The organism is Sphingomonas sp. P2_B6 (assembly GCF_056404755.1).
In genome coordinates this window covers 1-20,951 of sequence record NZ_JBFUDK010000029.1, presented here as the reverse complement: position 1 = coordinate 20,951, position 20,951 = coordinate 1, and the positions used below count along the sequence as shown (strand labels likewise).

General features: G+C 68.0%; 21 protein-coding genes. 11 read left to right on the top strand and 10 right to left on the bottom strand.

Features of this window, described 5'->3' with window-relative positions; genetic code table 11:
• Positions 1-33 precede the first annotated feature (33 nt).
• Entirely contained in the window at positions 34-507 is a 474-nt protein-coding gene (locus AC1DX5_RS23845; protein ID WP_465170206.1) for a cupin domain-containing protein, read from the bottom strand.
• 14 nt (positions 508-521) lie between these two features.
• Positions 522-1,442: an alpha/beta fold hydrolase gene (locus AC1DX5_RS23840; protein ID WP_465170207.1), complete on the bottom strand. Its 921-nt coding sequence runs from the start codon at positions 1,440-1,442 to the stop codon at positions 522-524.
• 117 nt (positions 1,443-1,559) lie between these two features.
• Between AC1DX5_RS23840 and AC1DX5_RS23835 the strand changes: the two genes are divergently transcribed.
• Entirely contained in the window at positions 1,560-2,459 is a 900-nt protein-coding gene (locus AC1DX5_RS23835; protein WP_478017777.1) for a LysR family transcriptional regulator, read from the top strand.
• Here the strand turns inward: AC1DX5_RS23835 and AC1DX5_RS23830 are convergent.
• From AC1DX5_RS23830 to AC1DX5_RS23815, 4 genes are all read right to left on the bottom strand, one after another.
• Positions 2,456-2,998: a DUF6265 family protein gene (locus tag AC1DX5_RS23830; RefSeq protein WP_478017774.1), complete on the bottom strand. Its 543-nt coding sequence runs from the start codon at positions 2,996-2,998 to the stop codon at positions 2,456-2,458. The two genes, AC1DX5_RS23835 and AC1DX5_RS23830, sit on opposite strands and share 4 nt — an antisense overlap.
• A complete protein-coding gene (locus AC1DX5_RS23825; RefSeq protein WP_478017772.1) occupies positions 2,982-4,883 on the bottom strand; it encodes an alpha/beta hydrolase-fold protein in 1,902 nt (633 codons plus the stop codon). The genes AC1DX5_RS23830 and AC1DX5_RS23825 overlap by 17 nt, the downstream gene beginning before the upstream one ends.
• Before the next feature lie 96 nt (positions 4,884-4,979).
• Complete coding sequence (locus AC1DX5_RS23820; protein WP_465170211.1) at positions 4,980-5,720, bottom strand: LytR/AlgR family response regulator transcription factor; 741 nt, start codon at positions 5,718-5,720, stop codon at positions 4,980-4,982.
• Positions 5,717-6,799 carry a sensor histidine kinase gene (locus tag AC1DX5_RS23815; protein WP_478017771.1) on the bottom strand — a complete coding sequence of 361 codons (1,083 nt, stop codon included), beginning with the start codon at positions 6,797-6,799 and terminating at the stop codon, positions 5,717-5,719. The genes AC1DX5_RS23820 and AC1DX5_RS23815 overlap by 4 nt, the downstream gene beginning before the upstream one ends.
• Positions 6,800-6,933: 134 nt before the next feature.
• On the opposite strand from AC1DX5_RS23815, the gene AC1DX5_RS23810 reads away from it, so the two are divergent.
• The 9 genes from AC1DX5_RS23810 (at position 6,934) to AC1DX5_RS23770 (ending at position 16,678) form a co-directional block, all read left to right on the top strand.
• Positions 6,934-7,329 (top strand): hypothetical protein, encoded by a 396-nt coding sequence (locus AC1DX5_RS23810; RefSeq protein ID WP_465170213.1) that lies wholly within the window; start codon positions 6,934-6,936, stop codon positions 7,327-7,329.
• Positions 7,326-7,517, top strand: coding sequence for a helix-turn-helix transcriptional regulator (locus AC1DX5_RS23805; RefSeq protein ID WP_465170214.1), 192 nt, complete (start codon positions 7,326-7,328; stop codon positions 7,515-7,517). Before AC1DX5_RS23810 ends, AC1DX5_RS23805 begins: the two co-directional genes overlap by 4 nt.
• 390 nt (positions 7,518-7,907) lie before the next feature.
• Positions 7,908-9,725 (top strand): tyrosinase family protein, encoded by a 1,818-nt coding sequence (locus AC1DX5_RS23800; protein ID WP_478017769.1) that lies wholly within the window; start codon positions 7,908-7,910, stop codon positions 9,723-9,725.
• A 201-nt stretch (positions 9,726-9,926) separates the two neighbouring features.
• Positions 9,927-10,424 (top strand): Rid family hydrolase, encoded by a 498-nt coding sequence (locus AC1DX5_RS23795; RefSeq protein WP_478017766.1) that lies wholly within the window; start codon positions 9,927-9,929, stop codon positions 10,422-10,424.
• The gene (locus AC1DX5_RS23790; protein ID WP_478017764.1) at positions 10,421-11,983 is read left to right on the top strand and encodes a flavin monoamine oxidase family protein; all 1,563 of its coding nucleotides are present in this window, start codon (positions 10,421-10,423) and stop codon (positions 11,981-11,983) included. Before AC1DX5_RS23795 ends, AC1DX5_RS23790 begins: the two co-directional genes overlap by 4 nt.
• A 106-nt stretch (positions 11,984-12,089) precedes the next feature.
• Entirely contained in the window at positions 12,090-13,874 is a 1,785-nt protein-coding gene (locus AC1DX5_RS23785) for a hypothetical protein (protein WP_478017761.1), read from the top strand.
• Between the two features lie 68 nt (positions 13,875-13,942).
• Positions 13,943-15,319: a glycoside hydrolase family 47 protein gene (locus tag AC1DX5_RS23780; RefSeq protein ID WP_478017760.1), complete on the top strand. Its 1,377-nt coding sequence runs from the start codon at positions 13,943-13,945 to the stop codon at positions 15,317-15,319.
• Complete coding sequence (locus tag AC1DX5_RS23775; RefSeq protein WP_478017757.1) at positions 15,316-15,780, top strand: GFA family protein; 465 nt, start codon at positions 15,316-15,318, stop codon at positions 15,778-15,780. The genes AC1DX5_RS23780 and AC1DX5_RS23775 overlap by 4 nt, the downstream gene beginning before the upstream one ends.
• Positions 15,781-15,871: 91 nt before the next feature.
• On the top strand, positions 15,872-16,678 hold the full coding sequence (locus tag AC1DX5_RS23770) for a hypothetical protein (RefSeq protein WP_465170221.1): 807 nt from the start codon (positions 15,872-15,874) through the stop codon (positions 16,676-16,678).
• A 1-nt stretch (position 16,679) separates the two neighbouring features.
• Here the strand turns inward: AC1DX5_RS23770 and AC1DX5_RS23765 are convergent, their stop codons facing one another.
• The gene (locus AC1DX5_RS23765) at positions 16,680-17,312 is read right to left on the bottom strand and encodes a trimeric intracellular cation channel family protein (protein ID WP_478017756.1); all 633 of its coding nucleotides are present in this window, start codon (positions 17,310-17,312) and stop codon (positions 16,680-16,682) included.
• On the opposite strand from AC1DX5_RS23765, the gene AC1DX5_RS23760 reads away from it, so the two are divergent.
• Positions 17,311-18,066, top strand: coding sequence for a YoaK family protein (locus AC1DX5_RS23760; RefSeq protein ID WP_478017754.1), 756 nt, complete (start codon positions 17,311-17,313; stop codon positions 18,064-18,066). The genes AC1DX5_RS23765 and AC1DX5_RS23760 overlap by 2 nt on opposite strands.
• On the opposite strand, the gene AC1DX5_RS23755 is transcribed toward AC1DX5_RS23760, so the two are convergent.
• The 3 genes from AC1DX5_RS23755 to odhB form a co-directional block, all read right to left on the bottom strand.
• Positions 18,063-18,485 carry a hypothetical protein gene (locus tag AC1DX5_RS23755; RefSeq protein WP_478017753.1) on the bottom strand — a complete coding sequence of 141 codons (423 nt, stop codon included), beginning with the start codon at positions 18,483-18,485 and terminating at the stop codon, positions 18,063-18,065. The two genes, AC1DX5_RS23760 and AC1DX5_RS23755, sit on opposite strands and share 4 nt — an antisense overlap.
• Before the next feature lie 15 nt (positions 18,486-18,500).
• Complete coding sequence (gene lpdA / locus AC1DX5_RS23750; protein WP_478017750.1) at positions 18,501-19,892, bottom strand: dihydrolipoyl dehydrogenase; 1,392 nt, start codon at positions 19,890-19,892, stop codon at positions 18,501-18,503.
• A gap of 167 nt (positions 19,893-20,059) precedes the next feature.
• The coding region (odhB, locus tag AC1DX5_RS23745; RefSeq protein WP_478017748.1) for a 2-oxoglutarate dehydrogenase complex dihydrolipoyllysine-residue succinyltransferase at positions 20,060-20,951 on the bottom strand (892 nt) is incomplete at its 5' end.

Sequence of the window (20,951 nt, the reverse complement as noted above, 5' to 3'; positions counted from 1 at the left end):
CGCGGTTTCGAGCCGCGACCGTGTTGCTTTCGATCAAGGGCTCGCGCTGGCCTCGACATAGCGGGTGTCGGTCGGCCCGATGCCGGTGATGTAGAGCGTCACCGGATCGGCGCCCGTCCGGGCGAAATGGGCGACGTCGCCGGGTTCGGCATAGAAGCTGCCGGGCGGGAGGGGCTTGAACGCGGCGTCCGGTGCCTTGTCGCCATAGCCGAAATACCAGGTGCCGGCGACGACGGTGGCGGTGCGATCGTCGCGGTGGCGGTGGGCGGCGATGCGGGTGTTGGCGGGGACGGTCAGCGCGATGGTGTAGAGGCCGGCCTTGGTCGGGTCGCCGGAGAGAATGCGGGTGCGGATGCCCGCCACGCCCGAGGTGCCGGCGCCGGCGCCTAGCATGGGCAGCGCGGCAATGTCGGCGGGGGCGAGGCGGAGGTGACCGCCCTCCCCCGACTGCCCCGCCCCTGTTTGGGCGGCGCTGGTGGCGGCGAGCGGCAGGAGTGCCGTCGCCAACCAGAGCCGCGCCTTCACTTGCCCGCGTCCAGGAAGCCGCGAACCAGCGTCACGGTCGCGTCGGGATTCTCTTCCATGATCCAGTGGCCGGAACCGGGGACCACGCCTTCGGTGACATTCTCGGCGCCGGCGCGCATCACCACCGCCATGGTCAGGCCGAAGCTCTTCTCGCCGCCGAGCGCGAGGACCGGCATCTTGAGCTTGCCGTTCGCGGCGAGCCAGGCGCGGTTGTCGATCGCGTCCTGATCGAAGGCGGCGAATTGCGCGAAGCCGGAGTGCATCGCGCCGGGCATGGCGTAGAGTTTTGCATAATGCTCGCGCGAGCCTTCGGTGAAATGCGCGGGCACCGCGGAGAATTCGTTCCAGAAGCGATCGAGATAGATGCGCTCGCGCCCCGCCACCAGCCGCTCCATGTCGGGCCCGCCGAAACGGAAATGCCAGAGCAGCGGGTTCTTGAGGATCTCCTCCCATGGGCCGACGCCGGGCACCGGCGCATCGATCAGCACGAAGCGGCCGACCCGGTCGGGGTGGAGCGCGGCAAAGGCGAAGCCGACCATGTTGCCGATGTCATGCGTGACCAGATCGGCCCTGGCGATCTTCAGCCGGTCGAGCACGCCGAGCACATCGCCCGCCTGATTCTTCTTGTCGAACCCGCCGGACGGCTTGGAGGACAGGCCGAGGCCGCGCAGATCGGGCACGATCACGGTGTGGTCGCGCATCAGGTCGGCCGCCATCGGCGCCCACATGTCGCCGGTCTCGCCATAGCCGTGCAGCAGCACGACCGCGGGGCCCTTGCCGCCGACCCGGACATGGATGGTCGCACCGTTGGTGGCGATCTCCTCGGTATGGAAGGCGGCCGGATAAGGCGGCACTTGCGCTGCGGCGGGCGCCGCCATGATCAGTGCGGCGCCGGCGAGCATCAGCGAACGAAGCATCGGATTTCCCCTGTTTGGGCGCCATCGGGGCCGCCCGTCTTGCCGAGGAAAATGATCGCTATCGGTTGTTCGGACTAGTAGCATAAAGCTGAAACTTGTGTCCGGGATAGCCGAACGATGATGAAGATGGACGGGCTCAGCGCCTTTGCCGCGATCACCGAGGCCGGATCGATCAGCGCGGCGGCGCGGCGGCTGGGATTCGCCAAGTCGGTGGTGAGCGAAAGGCTGGCCGAGCTGGAGCGCACTTTGGGCACGCGGTTGATCCAGCGCACCACGCGCAAGCTGACCCTGACCGAGGACGGCCACAGCTTCCTGCCGCGCGCGCAGCATATCCTGTACCAGGCGCGCGAGGCGGCGGCCGAGCTGGCGCAGCGGCGCGGGACTTTGGCCGGGCCGCTCCGGGTATCGGGGCCGGTCGGGTTCGGCATCCTGCATCTCGGGCCCGCGCTGAACCAGTTCCTGCGCGACCATCCCGATATCGACCTGACGCTGGAGCTGGACGACGGCTTTGTCGACGCGGCGGCGAGCGGATTCGACGCGGTGATCCGCCACGGCCCGGTCGGCGACACGCGGCTGGTGGCGAAACGGCTGGCGGTGACCCGGCGGGTGCTGGTCGCCACGCCCCGCTATCTGGCGGAGAAGGGCCGGCCCCGCACCCTGGCCGAGCTGGCGGGGCATTGCGGCATCCTCTACGCCAATCGCGACGCCGACTGGCGCTTCGCCGGGGCGGACGGCTGGACGGTGCTGCGGCCGCGCGCCGCGCTCCGGGTGAATAACGGCCTGGTGATGCGCGATGCGGCGCTGGCCGGGCTGGGCATCACCCTGTTGCCGACTTTCTTCGTGCACGAGCAGCTGGCGAGCGGGGCGCTGGAGATCGTCGATGTGGAGATCGAGGCGGAGGGCGCCGAGCTGTTCATCGCCTATCTGCGCGACCGCAGCGCCTCGACCAAGATCGCCGCGCTGACCGCGAGCCTCAGGCGCAGCTTCGGCGACCCGCCTTATTGGGACCGGGCTTAGTTACCCTTCCGCCGGAACGGGATGACCAGGGTGGCACGCTCCACGCCGCCGGGGCGGTCGAGGAAATAGACGGTGAAGCCGTCCGGCCCGGTGCGCTGGAAAGTGATGCCGTCGAAATAGAAAAGGTCGCCGTCGCGCGCGACCAGCGGGCGATCGACATAGCCCTGCTGCGTCTCCCATCCGGCAAGCGCCGGCGTGAAATGCTTGACCCGCACCGCGAGCGAATCGCCGGTCTCGACGAACACGCTGATCTCGTAAAAGACCACGCCCTCCGGGCTGACCGCGCGGACGAAGCCGGGCATATGGCCGAATGCGGCGCCGAGCACGACATGTTCGACCGGCCCCTCCGGCATGGCGCCGATCCAGTGGCCCTCGATCCAGGCCATGTCGGCGACCCTCGCCGGCGGCGGCGGCCGGCGCTGGTCGAACAGGCGGATCATCGCGCGCGGACCGGTCTGCGCGGCGGCGGTTGCGGGGAGCGCTGCGAGGAGCGCGCACAGGACCGTGCGCCGCGCGAGACCGTCAGCCGGCATGGTCATGCGTCCCGATCTGGCGCAGCATTGTGAGCGCGCCGTCCGCGCCCCGGCGCCACAGCCGCAGCCCGCCGCCCCGGGTGACCCCGGACGACCCGCCCGCCCGCCAGGCGACGCGGAACTTCCCATATTCCAGGACATAGCCGCCGAAATCCTCGAAGCCGGTATTCCAGACCCGCACCGAATCGAAGGTCGCGCCGCGCCCCGCATTGACATAGGCCGTGAGAAAGGGGCGGAGCTCCGCGATCCCCGCCCTTGGGGTGTTGGCGAAGGGCATGAACATGCCGTCATCGGCATAAAGCGCGAGCTGGGCGGCCACGTCATGATCCTGCACGGCGCGGGCATTGGCCCGGTTCAGGGCATCGAGCCGGGCGGCGAGCGGCCCGCCGGCGGGAGACGCCGGGGGTGCCTGCGCCGGCAGTGCGACGACGAAGGACGACGGGTCCGCCAGTGGCCGGAGATAGCCACGGACATCGGCCTTGAGCTTCAGCGCGCCGTCCGGTCCGGTGCTCCACACATTGACATATTTGCCGCGCTCCTCCTCGATCCCGCCGCCGGACAGCCGCCAGGCGATGGTGAAGAGGCCGGTTTCGACCAGCACGCCCTTGCCGAGATCGATCACCTCCGCCGCCACCGGGACATAGCCGGTCACGCGGCGGCGGACGGACATGGCGCGCTGATAGGCCGCGATCCGGGTGCGGCCGTACAGGGCCGGCTGATATTCCGGCATGCTGATCGCGTCGGGCAGGTACAGCGCGGCGAGCGCGTCCGCGTCGCCGGCGATCATCGCCGCGCCGAGCCGGCCATGCGCGGCGGTCACGCGGTCGCGCGGCGCGGTCGGCGGCCCGAACAGCAGGTGCCGGGCGAAAAAGGGCAGCACGTCGGTATAGACTCGCCCGTCCTCCCCCCAATGCCGGTCGCGAAAGCCGCCGGCATGCTCCTCTGCCTCGTGCGGCACCCCGAATTCGGCGAGCCGCCGCGACAGCGCCTGGTTGCCGGCGATATGATCCGCAATGGTGTCGCCCCGGCCCCAGTCGATCTTCAGCCCGCGCAGCGATTTCAGATTGTCCGCATAGTCGGGGACGAGGCCGGCCAGATCCATGTCTTCATGGAATCGCTTCATCACCGCGCTGTCGACCAGCAGCTGCCCGTCCACCCGGCGCGCGGGCGGATCGAAATAGAGCGGCGGCCGATCGGGATTGGGCGAGAAAGCCTGGTAGATAGCGGTGAAGATCCGCGAAAAGCTGTCGTCGCCGAGATCGTCGAGCGAGCGGGCACGAGCGAGCAGATCGAAATTCGGGCGGCTATAGGTCGTCTGCACGCCCGGCCCGGTGCCCACTGCCTGCATCGCATAGACCGTGCCGAAGACTTCGGGATGACGCATGCCGAACCGGACCGCGCCATAGCCACCCACTCCGTCCCCGGCGACGCCGCGCGAATCCCGGGTGGCGAGCGTGCGGTAGGTCGCATCGACCCAGGGCACCAGCTCGCGCACCATGAAATCCTCCCAATTCCCGGTGGCGGAGGAGTTGACGTACCAGGAACTGCCCGCCGGCGTGGAGAAGTCCGCCGTCACCACGATCACATCGCCGATCACGCCGGCGCCGATCGCCTTGTCGAACAGCGCGCGCGCATCATGGCTGGCAAAGGGCTCGCGATGATCCTCGAAGAAATGATTGAGGTAATAGATCACCGGGAAACGCCGCGATCCGTCGGCATAATGCGGCGGCAGATAGACGGTGACGTTGCGCAGCGGCGAGACCCCGATCCGACTCTCGCCGAAACTGACCGAGCGCAGCTGGCTGGTCACCAGCCGGCTCTGCGCCTCCGCCAGGCTGGGCGCCGCGAGCAGCGCCAGCAACAGGCCGAAAAACAATCCTATGTGGCGCATGGATACCCTCCCCGCTTGCCCGCGCATCGGGGCATGCGGCGGCGGCGGGCGGCAAGGTGCTTTCGCCGGGCGGGACCCTGGGCTCGCCGGGCGGGATCAGCGGGCTAAATAGCGGTCGACCGCCGCGCGATAGCGCCGGCTGAGACGCAGATCGGCGCCGCAGGTCAGGCGCAGCACGGCATCTCCATGCGCGGCCGGGCGGATTTCGGCCAGCCGGTCGAGACGGACGATCGCCGAGCGATGCACGCGGGCGAACGCTTCCGCCGGCAGCCGCGCCTCGAGCGAGGCGAGCGATTCATTGAGCAGCGCGGCGCGGCCGCCGGCATTGACCTCGGCATAATCCCCCGCCGCCGCGATCCAGTCGATCTGGTCGAGCGGGATCAGCCTGACGCTGCCATGCGACCGCACCACCAGCCCGGGCGGCCCGGCCAGCCCGTCCAGCATCCCGCGCAGCCTGGCGCCGTGCGGCGCGCCGGTCGCGAGCTGGCGGCAGACCCGTTCGAGCACGCGACCGATGCGCAGATCGTCGAACGGCTTGAGCAGATAATCGAGCGCCTCCACCTCGAACGCCCGGACCGCATGCTCGTCGAACGCGGTGACGAAGACGGTGAGCGGCATGGTCTCCACGCCGACTGCCTCGATCACGTCGAAACCGGTCATTTCCGGCATCTGGACGTCGAGGAACACGAGATCCGGTCGCAGCGCACCGATCGCCTCGACCGCGGCGCGGCCATGATCCGCCTCGCCCACCACTGCGAACCCGCCATGCGCCTCGATCGGCGCGCGTACCGCGCGGCGAGCGAGCGGCTCGTCGTCGACGATCAGGGTGCGGATCATCGCGGCATCACGACGGTCACGCGGAAACCGCCGCCCGGCGCGGTGTCGATGGCGAGCGACTGGCGGTCGCCATAAAGCTGGCGCAGGCGCAGCCGGGCATTGCCGAGCCCGACGCCTTCGACGATCTCGGCGGCGCCCTTGCCGTCGTCGGCCACGATCAGCCGCAGCTGCCCGTCCTGAAGTGCCGCCTCGATCGTCAGCGTGCCGCCCGCCACGACCGGCGCGATGCCGTGCCGCACCGCATTTTCCACCAGCGGCTGGAGCAGCAGGGCCGGCACCGGCACGACCAGCGCCTCGGGCGCGATGCGCCGGACGATACGCAACCGCGAGCCCAGCCGCGCCTCCTCGATCGCCAGATAGGCGTCGGTGAAGTCGAGCTCGTCAGCGAGCGCGGCACGCTGCGACCGGTGCTGGTCGATCGACAGCCGCAACAGATCGCCCAGCCGCGCGATCAGCCGCTGCGCGGTGACCGGATCGTCCGGCACCAGCGCGGAGATGGCGTTGAGCGTGTTGAACAGGAAATGCGGCTGAAGCTGCGCCCGGAGCGCCGCCGTCTCGGCCTCGGCGAGCCTGGTCTCCAGCCGGGCGGCGGCGACCTCGCGGTCGCGCAGGGTGCGATAGGCGCGCGCGCCGAGCACGATCCCGACGATGATCGAATAGATCATCAGCTGCACATGGATGCTGCTGGTGAGCTTGAGCAGCAACAGGTCCTTGCTCCACGGCGCCCAGGCCGCCTTGCCGTACACCATCGCGTTGAGCGACGCGTAAAGCGCCGAGTGCAGCACCGCGACGCCAACGCCCGCACCGAGATGGATCGCGAGCAGCCGTGCGATGCGCCGCTCCCCGGCGAAGCGGCGCGCCACCGCCACCACCAGCGGCGTCAGCACCGCCCAGGCCGAATACCAGGCGACGCCATTGCCGAAGGCGGGCAGCCAGGGTTGCGGCGTTCCGGCGGTGAGCCCGGCGACATAGCCCTGGACCGAGGTGATCAGCGCGATGACGAGCCAGATCGCCCAGATGCCGGCGAACCGGACGAGCGCGTTTCCCCTGGCTGGCTGTCCTGTGACTGGCGCGATCATGCCCGTTTCATGCCCGATCGGCGCGACGCGGGATAGACGCGATTGCGCCGCGGGCCCGGCGCCGATGGAAAAGAAGCTTGTCATTGCCGAACGACTCGGATATGGAAAAGAAGCTTTCCATAGGAGGCCCCAAAATGACTTCGGAACAGTGGCGCGTGATCCGCGTCGCGCTGGCGGCGCAGCTCGGCTGGACGCTGGCCTATATCGCCGTCCTGCTGGCGGCCGTGCTGCTCGCGTTCAAGGTCGACGGACTCGATGCGTGGCGTAGTGCCGTCATGCTGGTTCCGCTGATCCCCGCCGCGGGGCTGCTGCGCGCCACCGTCCGGCAATTCCGAAGGATGGACGAGATGCTGGTGCGCAAGCAGCTCGAAGCCGTGGCCTGGGCGTTTGGCGCGGCGCTGTTCCTGATGGTCGCCTATGCCCTGCTCGAAGTGGTCGGCTGGCCCCGGCTGCCGATGTACGTGCCGCTGATCCTGCTCAGCCTGATCTGGACCGGGTGCATCTGGACTCAGTGGTTCCGTTACCGGTGAGGAACCGGCTAAAGGCATTGAGGGCGGAGCGGGGCTGGTCCCAGGTCGATCTGGGGGCGCTGCTCAAGGTCTCGCGGCAGACGGTCAACGCGATCGAGAATGGCCGATACGACCCGAGCCTGCCGCTCGCCTTCGATATTTCCAAGGTATTCGGGATGACGATCGAAGAGCTGTTCTTTCCGGACTGACGTTTCGTTCGAGGTACGGGCCGTTGCCGGATTGTCGGCCCGAACGCGACAAGCAGCGTGGAAGTGCCGGGCGTCACGAGCTTTTCCGAGGCGCAATGACCCGACCCGCGACCGGCAAATAACGGCGTCAAGCATCGATCCGGATAGAACGGATTCCGGATAGACTTTGCTGTCGATATTGGCGGCAGTTCTGCAAGACTGCGCGTCGCACCAGGCGTACATTTCAAGAATATAGTTCAGGCGATCGAGTCGTCGTCCAAGACATGGTGCCATTCCATTAATGGATTGCGCGTCCGGCGTCTGCGCGTTTTCTGAGAAAACGAGATGGAGAGGCTTGATATGTCTTATATACCAAAAGGGCGGCTTACGGCCCTCCATGGAAGCGTCGCCATGTTGCTTGTCATGGGCACGCTGGCTGTCGTCCCCACAGCCTCGGCGCAATCGGGCAGCCTGCAGGCGTCCGGGCCGCTGGTCCGCCAGGATTTCTCCGATTGCGGCAACAACAATGTCAACGGATCCAACCCCGCGAACAATGGCGGCCAGGTGACGATCACCCAGACCGACGCCGGGGACACCACCGCCGCCGTGCAGATCAGCCGCGGCACGCCCAACACCTCCTATGATTTCTACTGGAAATGCCAGCGCGGGCTGGGCCAGGTTCGTACCGACGCCAGCGGCACGGGCAGCGCGAGCTTCGCCTTCAAGGCGGGCGCCGGATCGACCCTGACCTTCGACATGTATCCCGCCGGCGCCCCTCCCGGGAACAAGTTCCAGAGCGTGCGGATCACGCCGGTGCGCGTCACCACCCAGCGCAAGTCGGTCCTGCAATTGAGCGCGACCGAACTGGCCAGCCTGCGCAAGGGCGTCGCGCAGATGAAGGCGTGGAACAGCGAGCCGCGCGGCAGCGCCAATTTCCGCCGCAGCTGGATCTACTGGGCGAACATGCATGCCTATTTCGGCACCGGATGCGCCAATGTCTCGGGGCTGAGCGCCGCGGGCATGAGCGGGCTGACGGCCCAGGCGAAGAGCAATGCCGACGAGAATGCGACCTGGTGCACCTGCCAGCACGGCACGATCCAGTTCCTGACCTGGCACCGCATGTTCCTCTATTATTTCGAGCAGGTGCTGCAGAGCGCGGCGGGCGACGCCAATCTCCGGCTGCCCTATTGGGACTATGAGTCCAACGCCCAGATGCCGGCCGCCTATCGCGACCAGACCTATGTGAATTCGGGCGGCCAGACCGTGGCCAATCCGCTCTACATCCCCAACCGCCAGGCGCAGCTGAACGCGGGCACGAGCAACCTCGCCCCGTCGGTCGTCTCGACCACCAATGCGATGCAGCAGACCAGCTACAGCCCCTTCAACGGCGCGATCGAGCAGACGCCRCACGGGGCGGTGCACTGCGCGGTCGGCGTGGCGAACTGCCCGACCGGCTATATGGGCGCAGTGCCGGCGGCGGGGAACGACCCGATCTTCTACACTCACCACACCAATATCGACCGGCTCTACGAGTGCTGGCTGCAGGTGAACCAGGCGGCGCGGCTGCCGGACAACCCGAACCAGCTGGGCACCAATTTCAACTTCATCGACGGCAGCGGGGCACTGGTGACGCGCACGGTGAAGGACATGCTCACTACCGCCCAGCTCGGCTACAGCTACGCCGGCGGCGGCGGCTGTCCGGCGACGCTGAAGATCAACCTGCCGACTGCGGTGCTCCAGGAGAAACCGTTACGCGTCTATCCCCTGGTCGGCCCGACCCCGTTGCAGCGCGGCACCACCGTGCTGCCGCTGAAGATCGCGCCCGAGATGAAGGCATCGATGCTGACCGCGACGCCGCAGAAGAATGGCGAGGCGCCGCGATCGGTGGTGGTGATCGACGGCTTCACCTATGACGAAGCGCCGGGCGTGCTCTACGAAGTCTATATCCAGGGCGCCGGGGGCAAGCGCGTGCTGCTGGGCGTGATCAACTTCTTCAACCTCACCGCGCCGCATGGCGACCATGGCGACATGGCCGGCATGACCGCGAACGCGCCGGACGAAAAGAGCTTCGACGCGACCGAGGCACTGAAGGCGCTGGGTAGCGACGACACCTCCCTGGTGATCGAGCCAAGCACCGGCGTGACGGGCACCACCCCCAATCTCGCCGCACGGCAGATCAGCCCGAAGGCCAATGTCCGCTTCAGTTCGGCACGGATCGAACTGCGCTAGCACCGGCATCCCCTCCCCGGGTGCTGGCCGCCGACGGCCGCCGGAATGCGAATTCCGGCGGCCAAGGCATTTCCACCCCTCCGGATTGACGTTTTTCCCCACGAAATCGCCGCCCATGCGCGCGATCCTGCAATCTTCGCCCTCCCCTTGCGGGTGCTGCGCCGCAGCATAGACTGCACGCTCGACTCAAGGGGGAGAGAGATGGTCCGACCGTTCAAGTGCGTGATCGCCGGCAGCCTGGCGGCGGCGTTCGGTGCCTACCCCGTTTCCGCGCAGGTGGTTCATGACGGCGCGCCCACCGCGGCGATCGCCGGTTCGGTGACGGTGCCGGCGGGTGCGACCACGCTTTATGTCAGCGGGTTGCTGCCCGATCCCGTCCCCGGCACGGCGGAAACCGACCCGGGCCGCTGGGGCAATACCGAGACCCAGGCGCGTTCGGTGTTCGCCAAGATCAAGGCGGCGCTCGCGGCGAAGGGCATGGGGCCGGGCGATGTGGTGATGATGCGCGTCTATCTGGCCGCCCCGCCCGGCGCGCCAGCGATGGATTTCGCGGGGATGATGACCGCGTACAAGGAAGTGTGGGGCACCCCGGACCAGCCGCTCAAGCCGGCAAGGGTGACGGTGCAGGTCGCTGCTCTGGTCGCGCCGCACTATCTCGTCGAGGTCGAGGTGACCGCGGCCAAGGTCCCCGCCAAGTGACGACGCGCCGGGCCTTCCTGCAGGCGATGGGAAGGGCCGGCGGCTATAGCGCGGTCTATCTGTCGATGCAGGCGATGGGCCTGCTGGCCATGCCGGCGATGGGCGCGACGCGGATCGTCGACCTGCCGGCGGGATCGGGCACCGGGCGCTCCGTCGCGATCCTGGGGGCGGGCATCGCCGGGCTGGTCGCCGCCTATGAGCTGGGCAAGGCCGGGTACAAGGTCACCGTGCTCGAGGCGCGCGGGCGAGTCGGCGGGCGGGTCTGGTCGATCCGTGGCGGCGACCGGATCGAGCAGACCGGGCGCGAGGACCAGATCTGCACCTTCGACAATGGATTCTATTTCAATGCGGGCGCGGCGCGACTGCCGACCGCGCATACCGCGATCCTGGGCTATGCCCGGGAATTCGACGTGCCGATCGAAGTGATGGTCAACGTCAACCGCGCCGCCCGGCTCGATTTCGGCGGCCGCTCGATCACGGAGCGCCAGGCGGTCAACGACACCAAGGGCCGCTTCGCCGAGCTGATCGCCAAGGCGCTGGACCAGGGCGCGCTCGATGCGCAGGTGACTCAGGCGGACCGCGAGAAGCTGCGCGCCTATCTCCAGCAATGGGGCGCGCTCGACCCCAAGGGCGTCTATCGCGGATCGGACCGGGCGGGCTTTCGCGACAATCCCGGCGGCTATGCCAATCCCGGCGTTCCGATGGACCCGCTGACGCTCGACCAGATCGTCGCCGACGGTTTCTGGGGCGGCGGGCTGACCTTCGAGGAGACGTTCGACCAGCAGGCGCCGATGTTCCAGCCGGTCGGCGGCATGGACCGCATCGCCTATGCGATCTATGCGCGGGTGAAGGACGATGTGCGGCTCAACACGCCGGTCAAGGCAGTGCGGCCGATGGCGCGCGGCGTGCGCGTGCTGTTGGCGGACGGCGGCGCGGTCGAAGCGGATTATTGCCTCTGCACCCTGCCCGCCACCATGGTGAGGAAGCTCGACATGCCGCTGTCGCCGGCGAAGAAGGCGGCGCTGGCCAATACCGTCTATGCGCCTTCCGCCAAGGTCGCCTGGGAAGCGCCGCGCTTCTGGGAGCAGGAAGGGATCTATGGCGGCCTCGCCTTCACTGACGCGCCGAGCCAGCTCATCTGGTATCCGAGCGGCGGGTGGAATGCGCCCAAGGGCATCCTGATCGGCGCCTATGCCGCGGGCGGCCTGGGCAATGCGTCAGGCTTTTCCGGCATGCCGCATGCGCAGCGGCTGCAGGTCTCGCGCGAGGTGATCGAGCGGATGCATCCGGGCAAATCGGCCTTGCTGACCAAGGGCGTGACGGTCGCGTGGAACGAGACGCCGTGGAGCGAAGGCATCGCCGCGCGCTGGACGCCGGAGCAGCGCAAGACCGACTATGCCGAATTGTGCCGGCCGGAGGACCGTATCTTCTTCGCGGGCGAGCATCTGAGCTATATCGGCGCGTGGCAGGAAGGCGCCGCACTGTCCGCGCACGAAGCGATGAGCCTGCTCCATACGCGCATGGTCGCGGACCGGATGACGAGCAGCAAGCTGGCCTGAGCCCCTTTCCCGATCCCCACAACCTCCGATGAACCGCGGGTCCAGAGCGGGTTCAGATGCGTTGTGCCACCTCTTGGCCAGATTCACAGCCAGAGGAGCATAAGCCATGGCCGGAAAGACCCATCTCACGCTGAGGCTCGCCAGCGCCACCGCGCTTGCCCTCGTGCTTGCCGCGTGCGGGCAGCAGGCCCGACAGGCGAGCGTCGACGCGCCCACCAACACGCAAGCCGCAGCGGCGCTGCCGCCGCTGCCCGTCGTCCAGCCGCTGGCCGAGGGACCGGCGACACCGATCCGTTCCGCCCCGCGCGCCGCCGCGCTGCCGGCGGTACAGCGGCTCGGCTATGCCGACGCGCCCCATGACGATCGCTACGCCTGGATCGACCGTGCCGACTGGATCAGCGACACGATCGGCGACGCCCCGCCCGATTATTATTTCGACTATGACGGTGTCGAGCCCTGGGCGTGGGAAACCAGCGGCGATTACGTGACCTATGCCGAGCCGATCGATGACGGCTATCGCTATTATTATTACGAGCCGGGCGCCGACTATCCGTATCTCGTGCGCGATCCTTCCTACACCTATGGTTATCGCGACGGTCGGATCGCCAGCGTCTATGACCGGCAGGGCCGCTATCTCGCGGCGGCCGAGGCGCAGCGCCAGGCCGAGGCGGCGTCGCGCTATTATGCCCGGGCACAGGCGTTGCGCGCGGCGGCGCGGGACCGCGACCGTCGCGGCGTGGCCGCGGCGCAATGGGCGGCACGCCGCCCGGTGATCGCGGCGGCCCGTACCGACTGGCGCGACGCGCGGCAGCGGGTGCCGGACTGGCAGGCCTATCGCCAGCGCAATGCGGCCGAGGAAAGCCGGCGACTCCAGCCCGAGCGGATCGTCCGCGAACGGGCGGCGGAGCGCTTCGCCTCCTGGCAGCGCGAGGGCCGGACCGGGCCGCCGCCGCAGCTCTATGTGCCGGCCGATCGCGGCGGGGGCGCCCGGCAGATCGAGCAGGCGCGCCAGCAGGCGCAACGCGCGGCCGACCTCCAGCAGCAGGCACAGCGCCAGATGGGGCAGCAGCGCGCGGTCCAGGAGCGCCAGCAGCAACAGGCGGCGCAGCAGCAGATACGCGACGCCCAGCGCGCGCAGGCCGATGCCCGGCGCGATGCCGCCGGGCAGCAGACGGCGGCGCAGCAGCAACTGCAGCTACAGGCCGCGCGACGCGATCAGGCCCGGCGCGAGCATGTCCTCGAGGCTCAACGCGCCACCGAGCAGCGCGGTCAGCAGATGCGCCAGCAGCGCGACGCGCAACGCCAGCAGGTCGAACAACAGCGCGCCGCGCAGCAGCGCCAGCAGGCCCAACAGCAAGCGGCGCAGCAACGCACGCAGCAGGCTCAGCAGCGCGCCGCCGAGCAGCGTGGTCAGCAAATGCAGCAGCAACGCGCGGCGCAGCGCCAGCAGGCCGAGCAGCAACGCGTCCAACGCGCCGCCCAGCAGCAACAAGCCCAGCGCGCCGCCGAACAGCGCGGCCAGCAGATGCAGCAGCAACGCGCGGCACAGCGCCAACAGGCCGACCAGCAGCGGGCGCAACAACGCGCCGCCCAGCAGCAACAGGTGCAGCAACGCCAACAGGCGCAGCAGCAAGCGGCGCAGCAACGCGCGGCACAGCGCCAGCAGGCCGACCAGCAGCGGGCGCAACAGCGCGCCGCCCAGCAGCAGCAGGTGCAGCAACGCCAACAGGCGCAGCAGCAAGCGGCGCAGCAACGCGCGGCGCAACAGGCCCAGCAACAGGCGGCCCAGCAACAGCAGCGCGCCGCGCAACAGGCCCAACAGGCGCAGCAACGCGCCGCCGCGCAACGCCCACAGCCTGGCCCGGGGAACGGCAGGGACCACAATCGCTGACACGCTGCGCGGTTGAAGGGAGCCTGTGACGGTGTAGAGTTGGCGGCTCGTTCTTCATGGGGTGCGCCTTGATCGATCGTCGCCATGTCCTGGCCAGCGCCGCCGCCTCGGCGGCGCTGGCGGCCTCCCCCGCTCTTGCCCGGACCGGGCGCACCGACTGGCATGCCCTGGCACGGGATGTCCGCGCGGAGATGGCCTGGGCCTGGGCCGAATATCGCCAACGGGCCTGGGGCCAGGACGAGATCAGGCCTGTCTCGGGCACCAGCAAGTCCTTCCTGATTCCCGGCCAGACGGTCGGGCTGTCGATCGTCGAAGCACTCGACACGCTGTGGCTCATGGGGCTGGACGCCGAGCTCGAGGACGGGGTGCGCTGGATCAAGCAGTCGCTGCGCTTCGATCTCGACGGCGATGCGCAGGTGTTCGAGGCGACGATCCGGCTGGTCGGCGGGCTGCTCTCCGGCCATCTCGCGACCGGCGAGGCCAAGCTGCTCGAACTGGCGCATGATCTCGCGACGCGGATGATGCCCGCCTTCGATACGCCGACCGGCATGCCGATGCGCTACGTCAATCTCCGCACCGGCAAGACCCGCGATCCGCTGAGCTTCCCCGCCGAGATCGGCGGCGGGCTCGCGCCGGAATTCGTCACCCTGTCGAAACTGACCGGCGAGAAGCGCTTCGGCGAAGCGGCGGTCGACGCGATGCTCACATTGTATGGGAAGCGGTCGACGCTCGGGCTGCTCGCCGATACGATCGACGTGACCACCGGTGCCTGGACCACGCGCATCGCCACGATCGGGCCGCCGACCGACAGCTATTTCGAATATCTGTGGGATATATGGGCGCTGACCGGAGATCCGCGCCTGCGCGACGCGTACACCAGCTGCACCGCCGCGATCCTGGCGCATCTCACCGACCGCACGACCGGCGACCTGTGGTTCGCCAATGTGGATTTCGAGACCGGCGAGAAGCTCGACCTGGTGCAGAGCGAGCTGTCCGCTTTCTATCCCGGGTTGCTCCGCGAGGGCGGCAAGCCCGGCGAGGCCAGAGCGGCGATGCGCGGCTGGGAAAAGGCGCAGGACAGGTTCGGCGTACTGCCCGAGGCGTTCGACCCCACCAACTGGTCGATCACGTCCAGGGGCAATGCACTGCGCCCCGAGCTGGCCGATTCAGCCTTCACGCTCTGGCTGCACGATCGTGAGGAGCATTGGCGGCAGGTCGCGCGGACGCACTTCCTTGCCATGAAACGCACGAGCAAGGTCGCCCATGGCTATTCCGGCCTGCGCGACGTGACCGTGGCCGGGGCATGGAACGATGCTTGCCCCGGTTACTGGTGGTCCGAGCAGATGAAATATTACTGGCTGATCTTCAGCGACTGTCCGCGCTTCGACTATCGCGACAATTATCTGTCGACCGAAGGCAATGTGCTGAAGGGGCTGAAGCGATGAGCCTTGAGGGCGGGTGCACCTGCGGCGTGGTGCGCTACCGGCTGAACGACGCGCCGATGTTCGTGCATTGCTGCCACTGTACGAGCTGCCAGACCGAAACCGGATCGGCCTTCGTGATCAATGCGCTGATCGAGGGGGATCGTATCGACCTCCTTGCCGGCGCGCCGAAAGCCGTGATGACTCCGTCGGAAAGCGGCGCGGGTCAGGAGATCATGCGCTGCCCCGACTGTCATGTCGCGTTGTGGAGCCACTATGCCACGCTCGGGCGCAAGCTGGCGTTCGTGCGCGTGGGTACGCTCGACGCGCCAGGCGCGGTGCCGCCCGACGTCCATATCTTCACCCGGTCGAAGCTGCCCTGGGTCGCGCTCCCCGAGGAGGTGCCGGCGGTGGAGATCTATTACGAACGCGCGGCGCTTTGGCCTGAAGCAAGCCTGATGCGGCGCGAAGCACTGGTCGCCTAGGCAAGATTGCCCCTTTTCGGTTCTATTCCCGCTGGACTCGGTACGGCAACGCACCACACTCCGCGCTCGCTGGTCCTCCGGGAGAGACGAGATGGCGACCTTTTCGCTGACCGATGCGCTCCGCGTCGAATATAAGGCATTGTTCGACAGCTGCACCGTCAACCCCGCACGCGCAGCGGAGGTCGAAGCGCTGGTGGCCAAGCTCGTCGCGAACCGGGCCCGCTATGAGGCGGTCGGCGGGCCGCTCGGCATTCCCTGGCATTTCGTCGCCGTGATCCACAATATGGAAGCGAGCCAGAACTTCGCGAAACACCTGCACAATGGCGATCCGCTGACCGCGCGCACGAAACAGGTGCCCGCCGGCCGGCCGAAGACGGGATCGCCGCCCTTTACCTGGGAAGCCAGCGCGACCGACGCGCTGACGCTGGAGGGCTTCAACACATGGACCGACTGGTCGGTGGCGGGGGCGCTGTTCAAGCTGGAACGCTATAATGGCTCGGGTTACCGGCTATACCATCCGCAGGTGAAGTCGCCCTATCTGTGGAGCTTCTCCAACCATTATACCAAGGGCAAATATGTCGCCGACGGGACCTGGTCCGATACGGCGACCTCCGCGCAATGCGGGGCGGCGGTGCTGTTGCGGCGGATGGCGGAGAAACAGCTGATCGGTTTCACCGACGAGCCCCTGCCGTCCGTGGTCACCGGGCCGCTGGTCTCGCGCTTCGCCACCGCCAAGCCGACCGATCCGGCGGTGATCGCCGCCGGCATGACCCTGCAGACCTGGCTGGGCAGCTTCAAGGGCGTCGTCGTCAAGGTCGATGGCTGGTGCGGGCGGGGCACGTCGGACGCCTACAAGCTGGTGACCGGGCAGTATCTGCCGGGCGATCCCAAGGGTTGATTTAGCGCCGCCCGCGATAACTGGGGAGCGCGAGCCTCCAGTGGATCGCGGCGGCACGCAGGCTGAAGCCGGCGGCGGCCGCCACCACCGCCGCGGCAAAGGCGGGGACACCCGCGGACACCAAGACAACGTGCAGACCCGCGGCGAGCGCGGCGGCGGTCACGTACAGTTCGGGGCGCATCAGGATCGACGGCTCGCCCGCCAGCACGTCGCGGATGATGCCGCCGACACAGGCGGTCATCACCCCCATCAGCGCGGCCGGCACCGGCGGGATGCCGAACGCCAGCGCCTTGGCCGCGCCGAACACGGCATAGGCGGCGAGGCCGACGGCATCGAGCCAGTCGAGCGCCTTGTCCTGCCACCAGATCTGCGGTGCGATCCAGACCAGCCCGGCGACCGCGAGGCAGATCGCGGCGACCAGCGGATCATGGACCCAGAAGACCGGCGCCCCGATCAGCAGATCGCGGACCGATCCGCCGCCGACGCCGGTGATCAGCGCGAAGAAAGCGGCGGTGACCAGGGTCTGGCCGCGCCGGGTCGCGGCGAGCGCCCCGGTGGTCGCGAACACCGCGATGCCGAACAGGTCGAGCCAGGGAAGGATCGATCCGAATTGCCAGGGCGCATGGGGAAGCATGGCGCGTTCTATCGCCGTCGACGGTTCGGCGCAAAGGCGGCTGGAAACTCGCCGCGTGCTGCGACATAGCGGTGCCATGCAACGCTATCGCCCGTCGATGATCGCCCTTGCCATCTGCCTTGCCGCGCTTGCCGGTTTCGTCGATGCCCTCGCCTATTCAAGCCTTGGCGGTTTCTTCGCCTCGTTCATGAGCGGCAACACCACCCGTCTGGGCGTCGCCATCGCGACCGAACGCTACGACGAGGTGCGCATGGCCGGCGCGCTGCTGCTGAGCTTCGTCAGCGGCGTGATGATCGCGACGGTGATCGCGCGGCGCTGGGCCAAGCATGCCCAGGCAGCGGTGATGATCGCGGTGACCTTGCTGCTCGGCCTTGCCGCGACGATCATGCATTTCGAGCCGAACACCCAGGCGCTGCTGCTGCTCGCCGCGGCGATGGGCGCGGAGAATGGCCTGTTCCTGCGCGACGGCGAGGTGAGCATCGGCCTGACCTATATGACCGGATCGCTGGTGCGCATGGCGCAACGGCTGGCCGGCGCGCTGATGGGCGATGCCGACCGCTGGACCTGGATACGCTATCTGCTGCTGTGGCTCGGCTTTGCCAGCGGCGTGGTGATGGGGGCACGCTGCTATGGCGCGTTCGACAACGACGCGCTGTGGCTGGCGACCGGCGCGGCGGCGTTGCTGACGGTGGTGGTCGCGGTGATGGCCCGCGGCGCGGAGCCGGCGGGGCCATGGGGTGCCCGAGCCGTTTAGACGGCTGCCTCGCGATTGAGGAACTCAATCACCGGCTCGTCACACGCGACGATATGGTCGCTCAGCGCGAACACCTCGGGCTTGAGAGGATGGGCCAGTGCTTCATCCCGATCAAGGATGCGACCGAGATAGGATGTCGCGTACATCGTGTCCGCTGCATTTACCAAGCCGACCTGATAGCTGTTCTCGGCGGTCCATATTCGAAGGGCGAAGGCGAGCCGATCGGATGACGTCGAATCATCTGACCACTCACCCAGCCCCACCAACACGCTGACAAAATCATGCCCTTCGGAGAAATCGGCAAAATAGACCGCAAAAGCCGCTTCGTCGCGACTGACGAAGCGGACCAGATGCGTGGTGGCATCGCCACAGCACGTGCAGATCGACCGGGTCGGCGGCTCGAATTCGATCCGGTCCATTCCCGGCCCCCGAGCTTAGATGTGGATCGGCTTGCCGAGCACCGCCATCGCGGCTTCCTTGATCGCTTCCGAATGCGTCGGATGGGCGTGGCAGGTGTAGGCGATGTCCTCGGACGTCGCGCCGAACTCCATCGCCTGCGCGGCCTGGGCGATCATCGTACCGCCGACCGAGGCGATGACCCAGACGCCGAGCACCCGGTCGGTCTTGGCATCGGCGATGACCTTCACGAAACCATCGGGCTCGTGATTGGTCTTGGCGCGCGAATTGGCGAGCATCGGGAACTTGCCGACTTTCACTTCACCACGCTCCTTCGCCGCTTCCTCGGTCAGGCCGACGCCGGCGATCTCGGGGCTGGTGTAGACCACGCTCGGAATGACATCATGGTTCACGATGCCGGTGAGGCCGGCGATATTCTCCGCGACCGCAATGCCCTCGTCCTCGGCCTTGTGCGCGAGCATCGGGCCGGGGATCACGTCGCCGATCGCCCAGATGCCGGGGACCGAGGTCTGGAAGCGATGGTCGGTCTCGACCTGGCCGCGCTGGTTGGTGGCAAGGCCAGCCTTGTCGAGGCCGAGGCCTTCGGTGTTGGGACGGCGGCCGATCGAGACGAGCACCGCATCGGCCTCGAGCGTCGTGGCCTCGCCGCCGGCGGCGGGCTCGAGCGTGAGCGTCGCGGTGTCGCCATTGACGGCAACCCCGGTGACCTTGGTCGAGAGGCGGAATTCCAGCCCCTGCTTCTTCATGATCTTGTTGGCTTCCTTGCGCACGTCGCCGTCGAAGCCCGGCAGGATCTGGTCGAGGAATTCGACGACCGTCACCTTCGCGCCGAGGCGCCGCCAGACCGAGCCGAGCTCGAGGCCGATCACGCCGCCGCCGATCACCACCAGGTGCTTCGGCACCGACGGCAGTTCGAGCGCGCCGGTCGAATCCACCACGATTTTCTGGTCGATCGTCACGCCGGGCAGCGGGGTGACCGAGGAGCCCGTCGCGATGACGATGTTCTTCGCGCGAACCTCGCGGTCGCCGACCTTGACGCTGTCCTTGCCGGTGAAGCTGGCATAGCCTTTCAGCCACTCGACCTTGTTCTTCTTGAACAGATATTCGACGCCGCCGGTGAGCTGCTTGACCGCATCCCTGCGCTGGCCGTGCATCGTGTCGAGATCGAGGCTGGTCTCGACCTTCACGCCCAGCTTGGCGAGCCGGCCCGAGACCGCCTCGTCATACAGCTCGGACGCGTGCAGCATCGCCTTGGACGGGATGCAGCCGACATTGAGGCAGGTCCCGCCCAGCGTCTCGCGGCTCTCGACGCAGCCAGTCTTCAGCCCAAGCTGCGCCGCACGGATCGCGGCGACATAGCCGCCCGGGCCGGAGCCGATTACCAGGACGTCGAAATCATAGTCAGCCATTGTCTATCTCAATCGCATGGTGCGTAACGACACGTAAGCACTCCCGTTCGTCCTGAGTAGGGGCTGAGCTTGTCGAAGACCCGTATCGAAGGACATGGCGTGAGGCCTGCCCTGCGATACGCCATTTCGACAAGCTCAATGGCTACTCAGGACGAACGGCGGCGGGTTCAAAGGTCGATCAAAATCCGCGTCGGGTCCTCGATCGCGTTCTTCAGCGCGACGAGGAAGGTCACGGCCTCGCGGCCGTCGATCAGGCGATGATCGTAGCTGAGCGCGAGGTACATCATCGGGCGGACCACGACCTGGCCGTCGCGGACGACCGGGCGGTCCTCGATGCGGTGAAGGCCAAGCACCGCCGCCTGGGGCGGGTTGATGATCGGGGTCGACATCAGCGAGCCGAACACGCCGCCATTGGAGATGGTGAAGGTGCCGCCCTTCATCTCTTCCATCTTCAGGGTGCCGTCCTTGGCGCGCTTGCCGAAGTCGCCGATGGTGCGCTCGATCCCGGCGACCGAAAGCTGGTCGGCATCGCGCACCACGGGGACGACCAGGCCGCCCGGGCCCGACACGGCGACCGAGATATCGACATAGTCGTGATAGACGATCTCATCGCCCTCGATCGAGGCATTGACGCTGGGCACGTCCTTCAGCGCGAGGCAGGCGGCCTTGGCGAAGAAGCCCATGAAGCCGAGGCGGACGCCGTGCTTCTTCTCGAACAGGTCCTTGTACCTGGTGCGCGCCTCGATCACCGCCGTCATGTCGACGTCGTTGAAGGTGGTGAGCATCGCCGCGGTGTTCTGCGCTTCCTTGAGGCGCTTCGCGATCGTCTGGCGCAGGCGCGTCATGCGCACGCGCTCTTCCTTGCGGCCGGTCGAGGCGGCGACCGAGGGCGCGACCTGCGGCTCGGCCGGGACCGCCGGGGCGACCGGAGCGGGCGCCGGCGCGGCCGAAGCGGCGGCGACGACATCGTCCTTGGTGATGCGGCCGTCCTTGCCGGTGCCCTTGACCGTCGAGGGATCGACGCCGTGCTCGAGCACCGCGCGGCGCACTGAAGGAGAG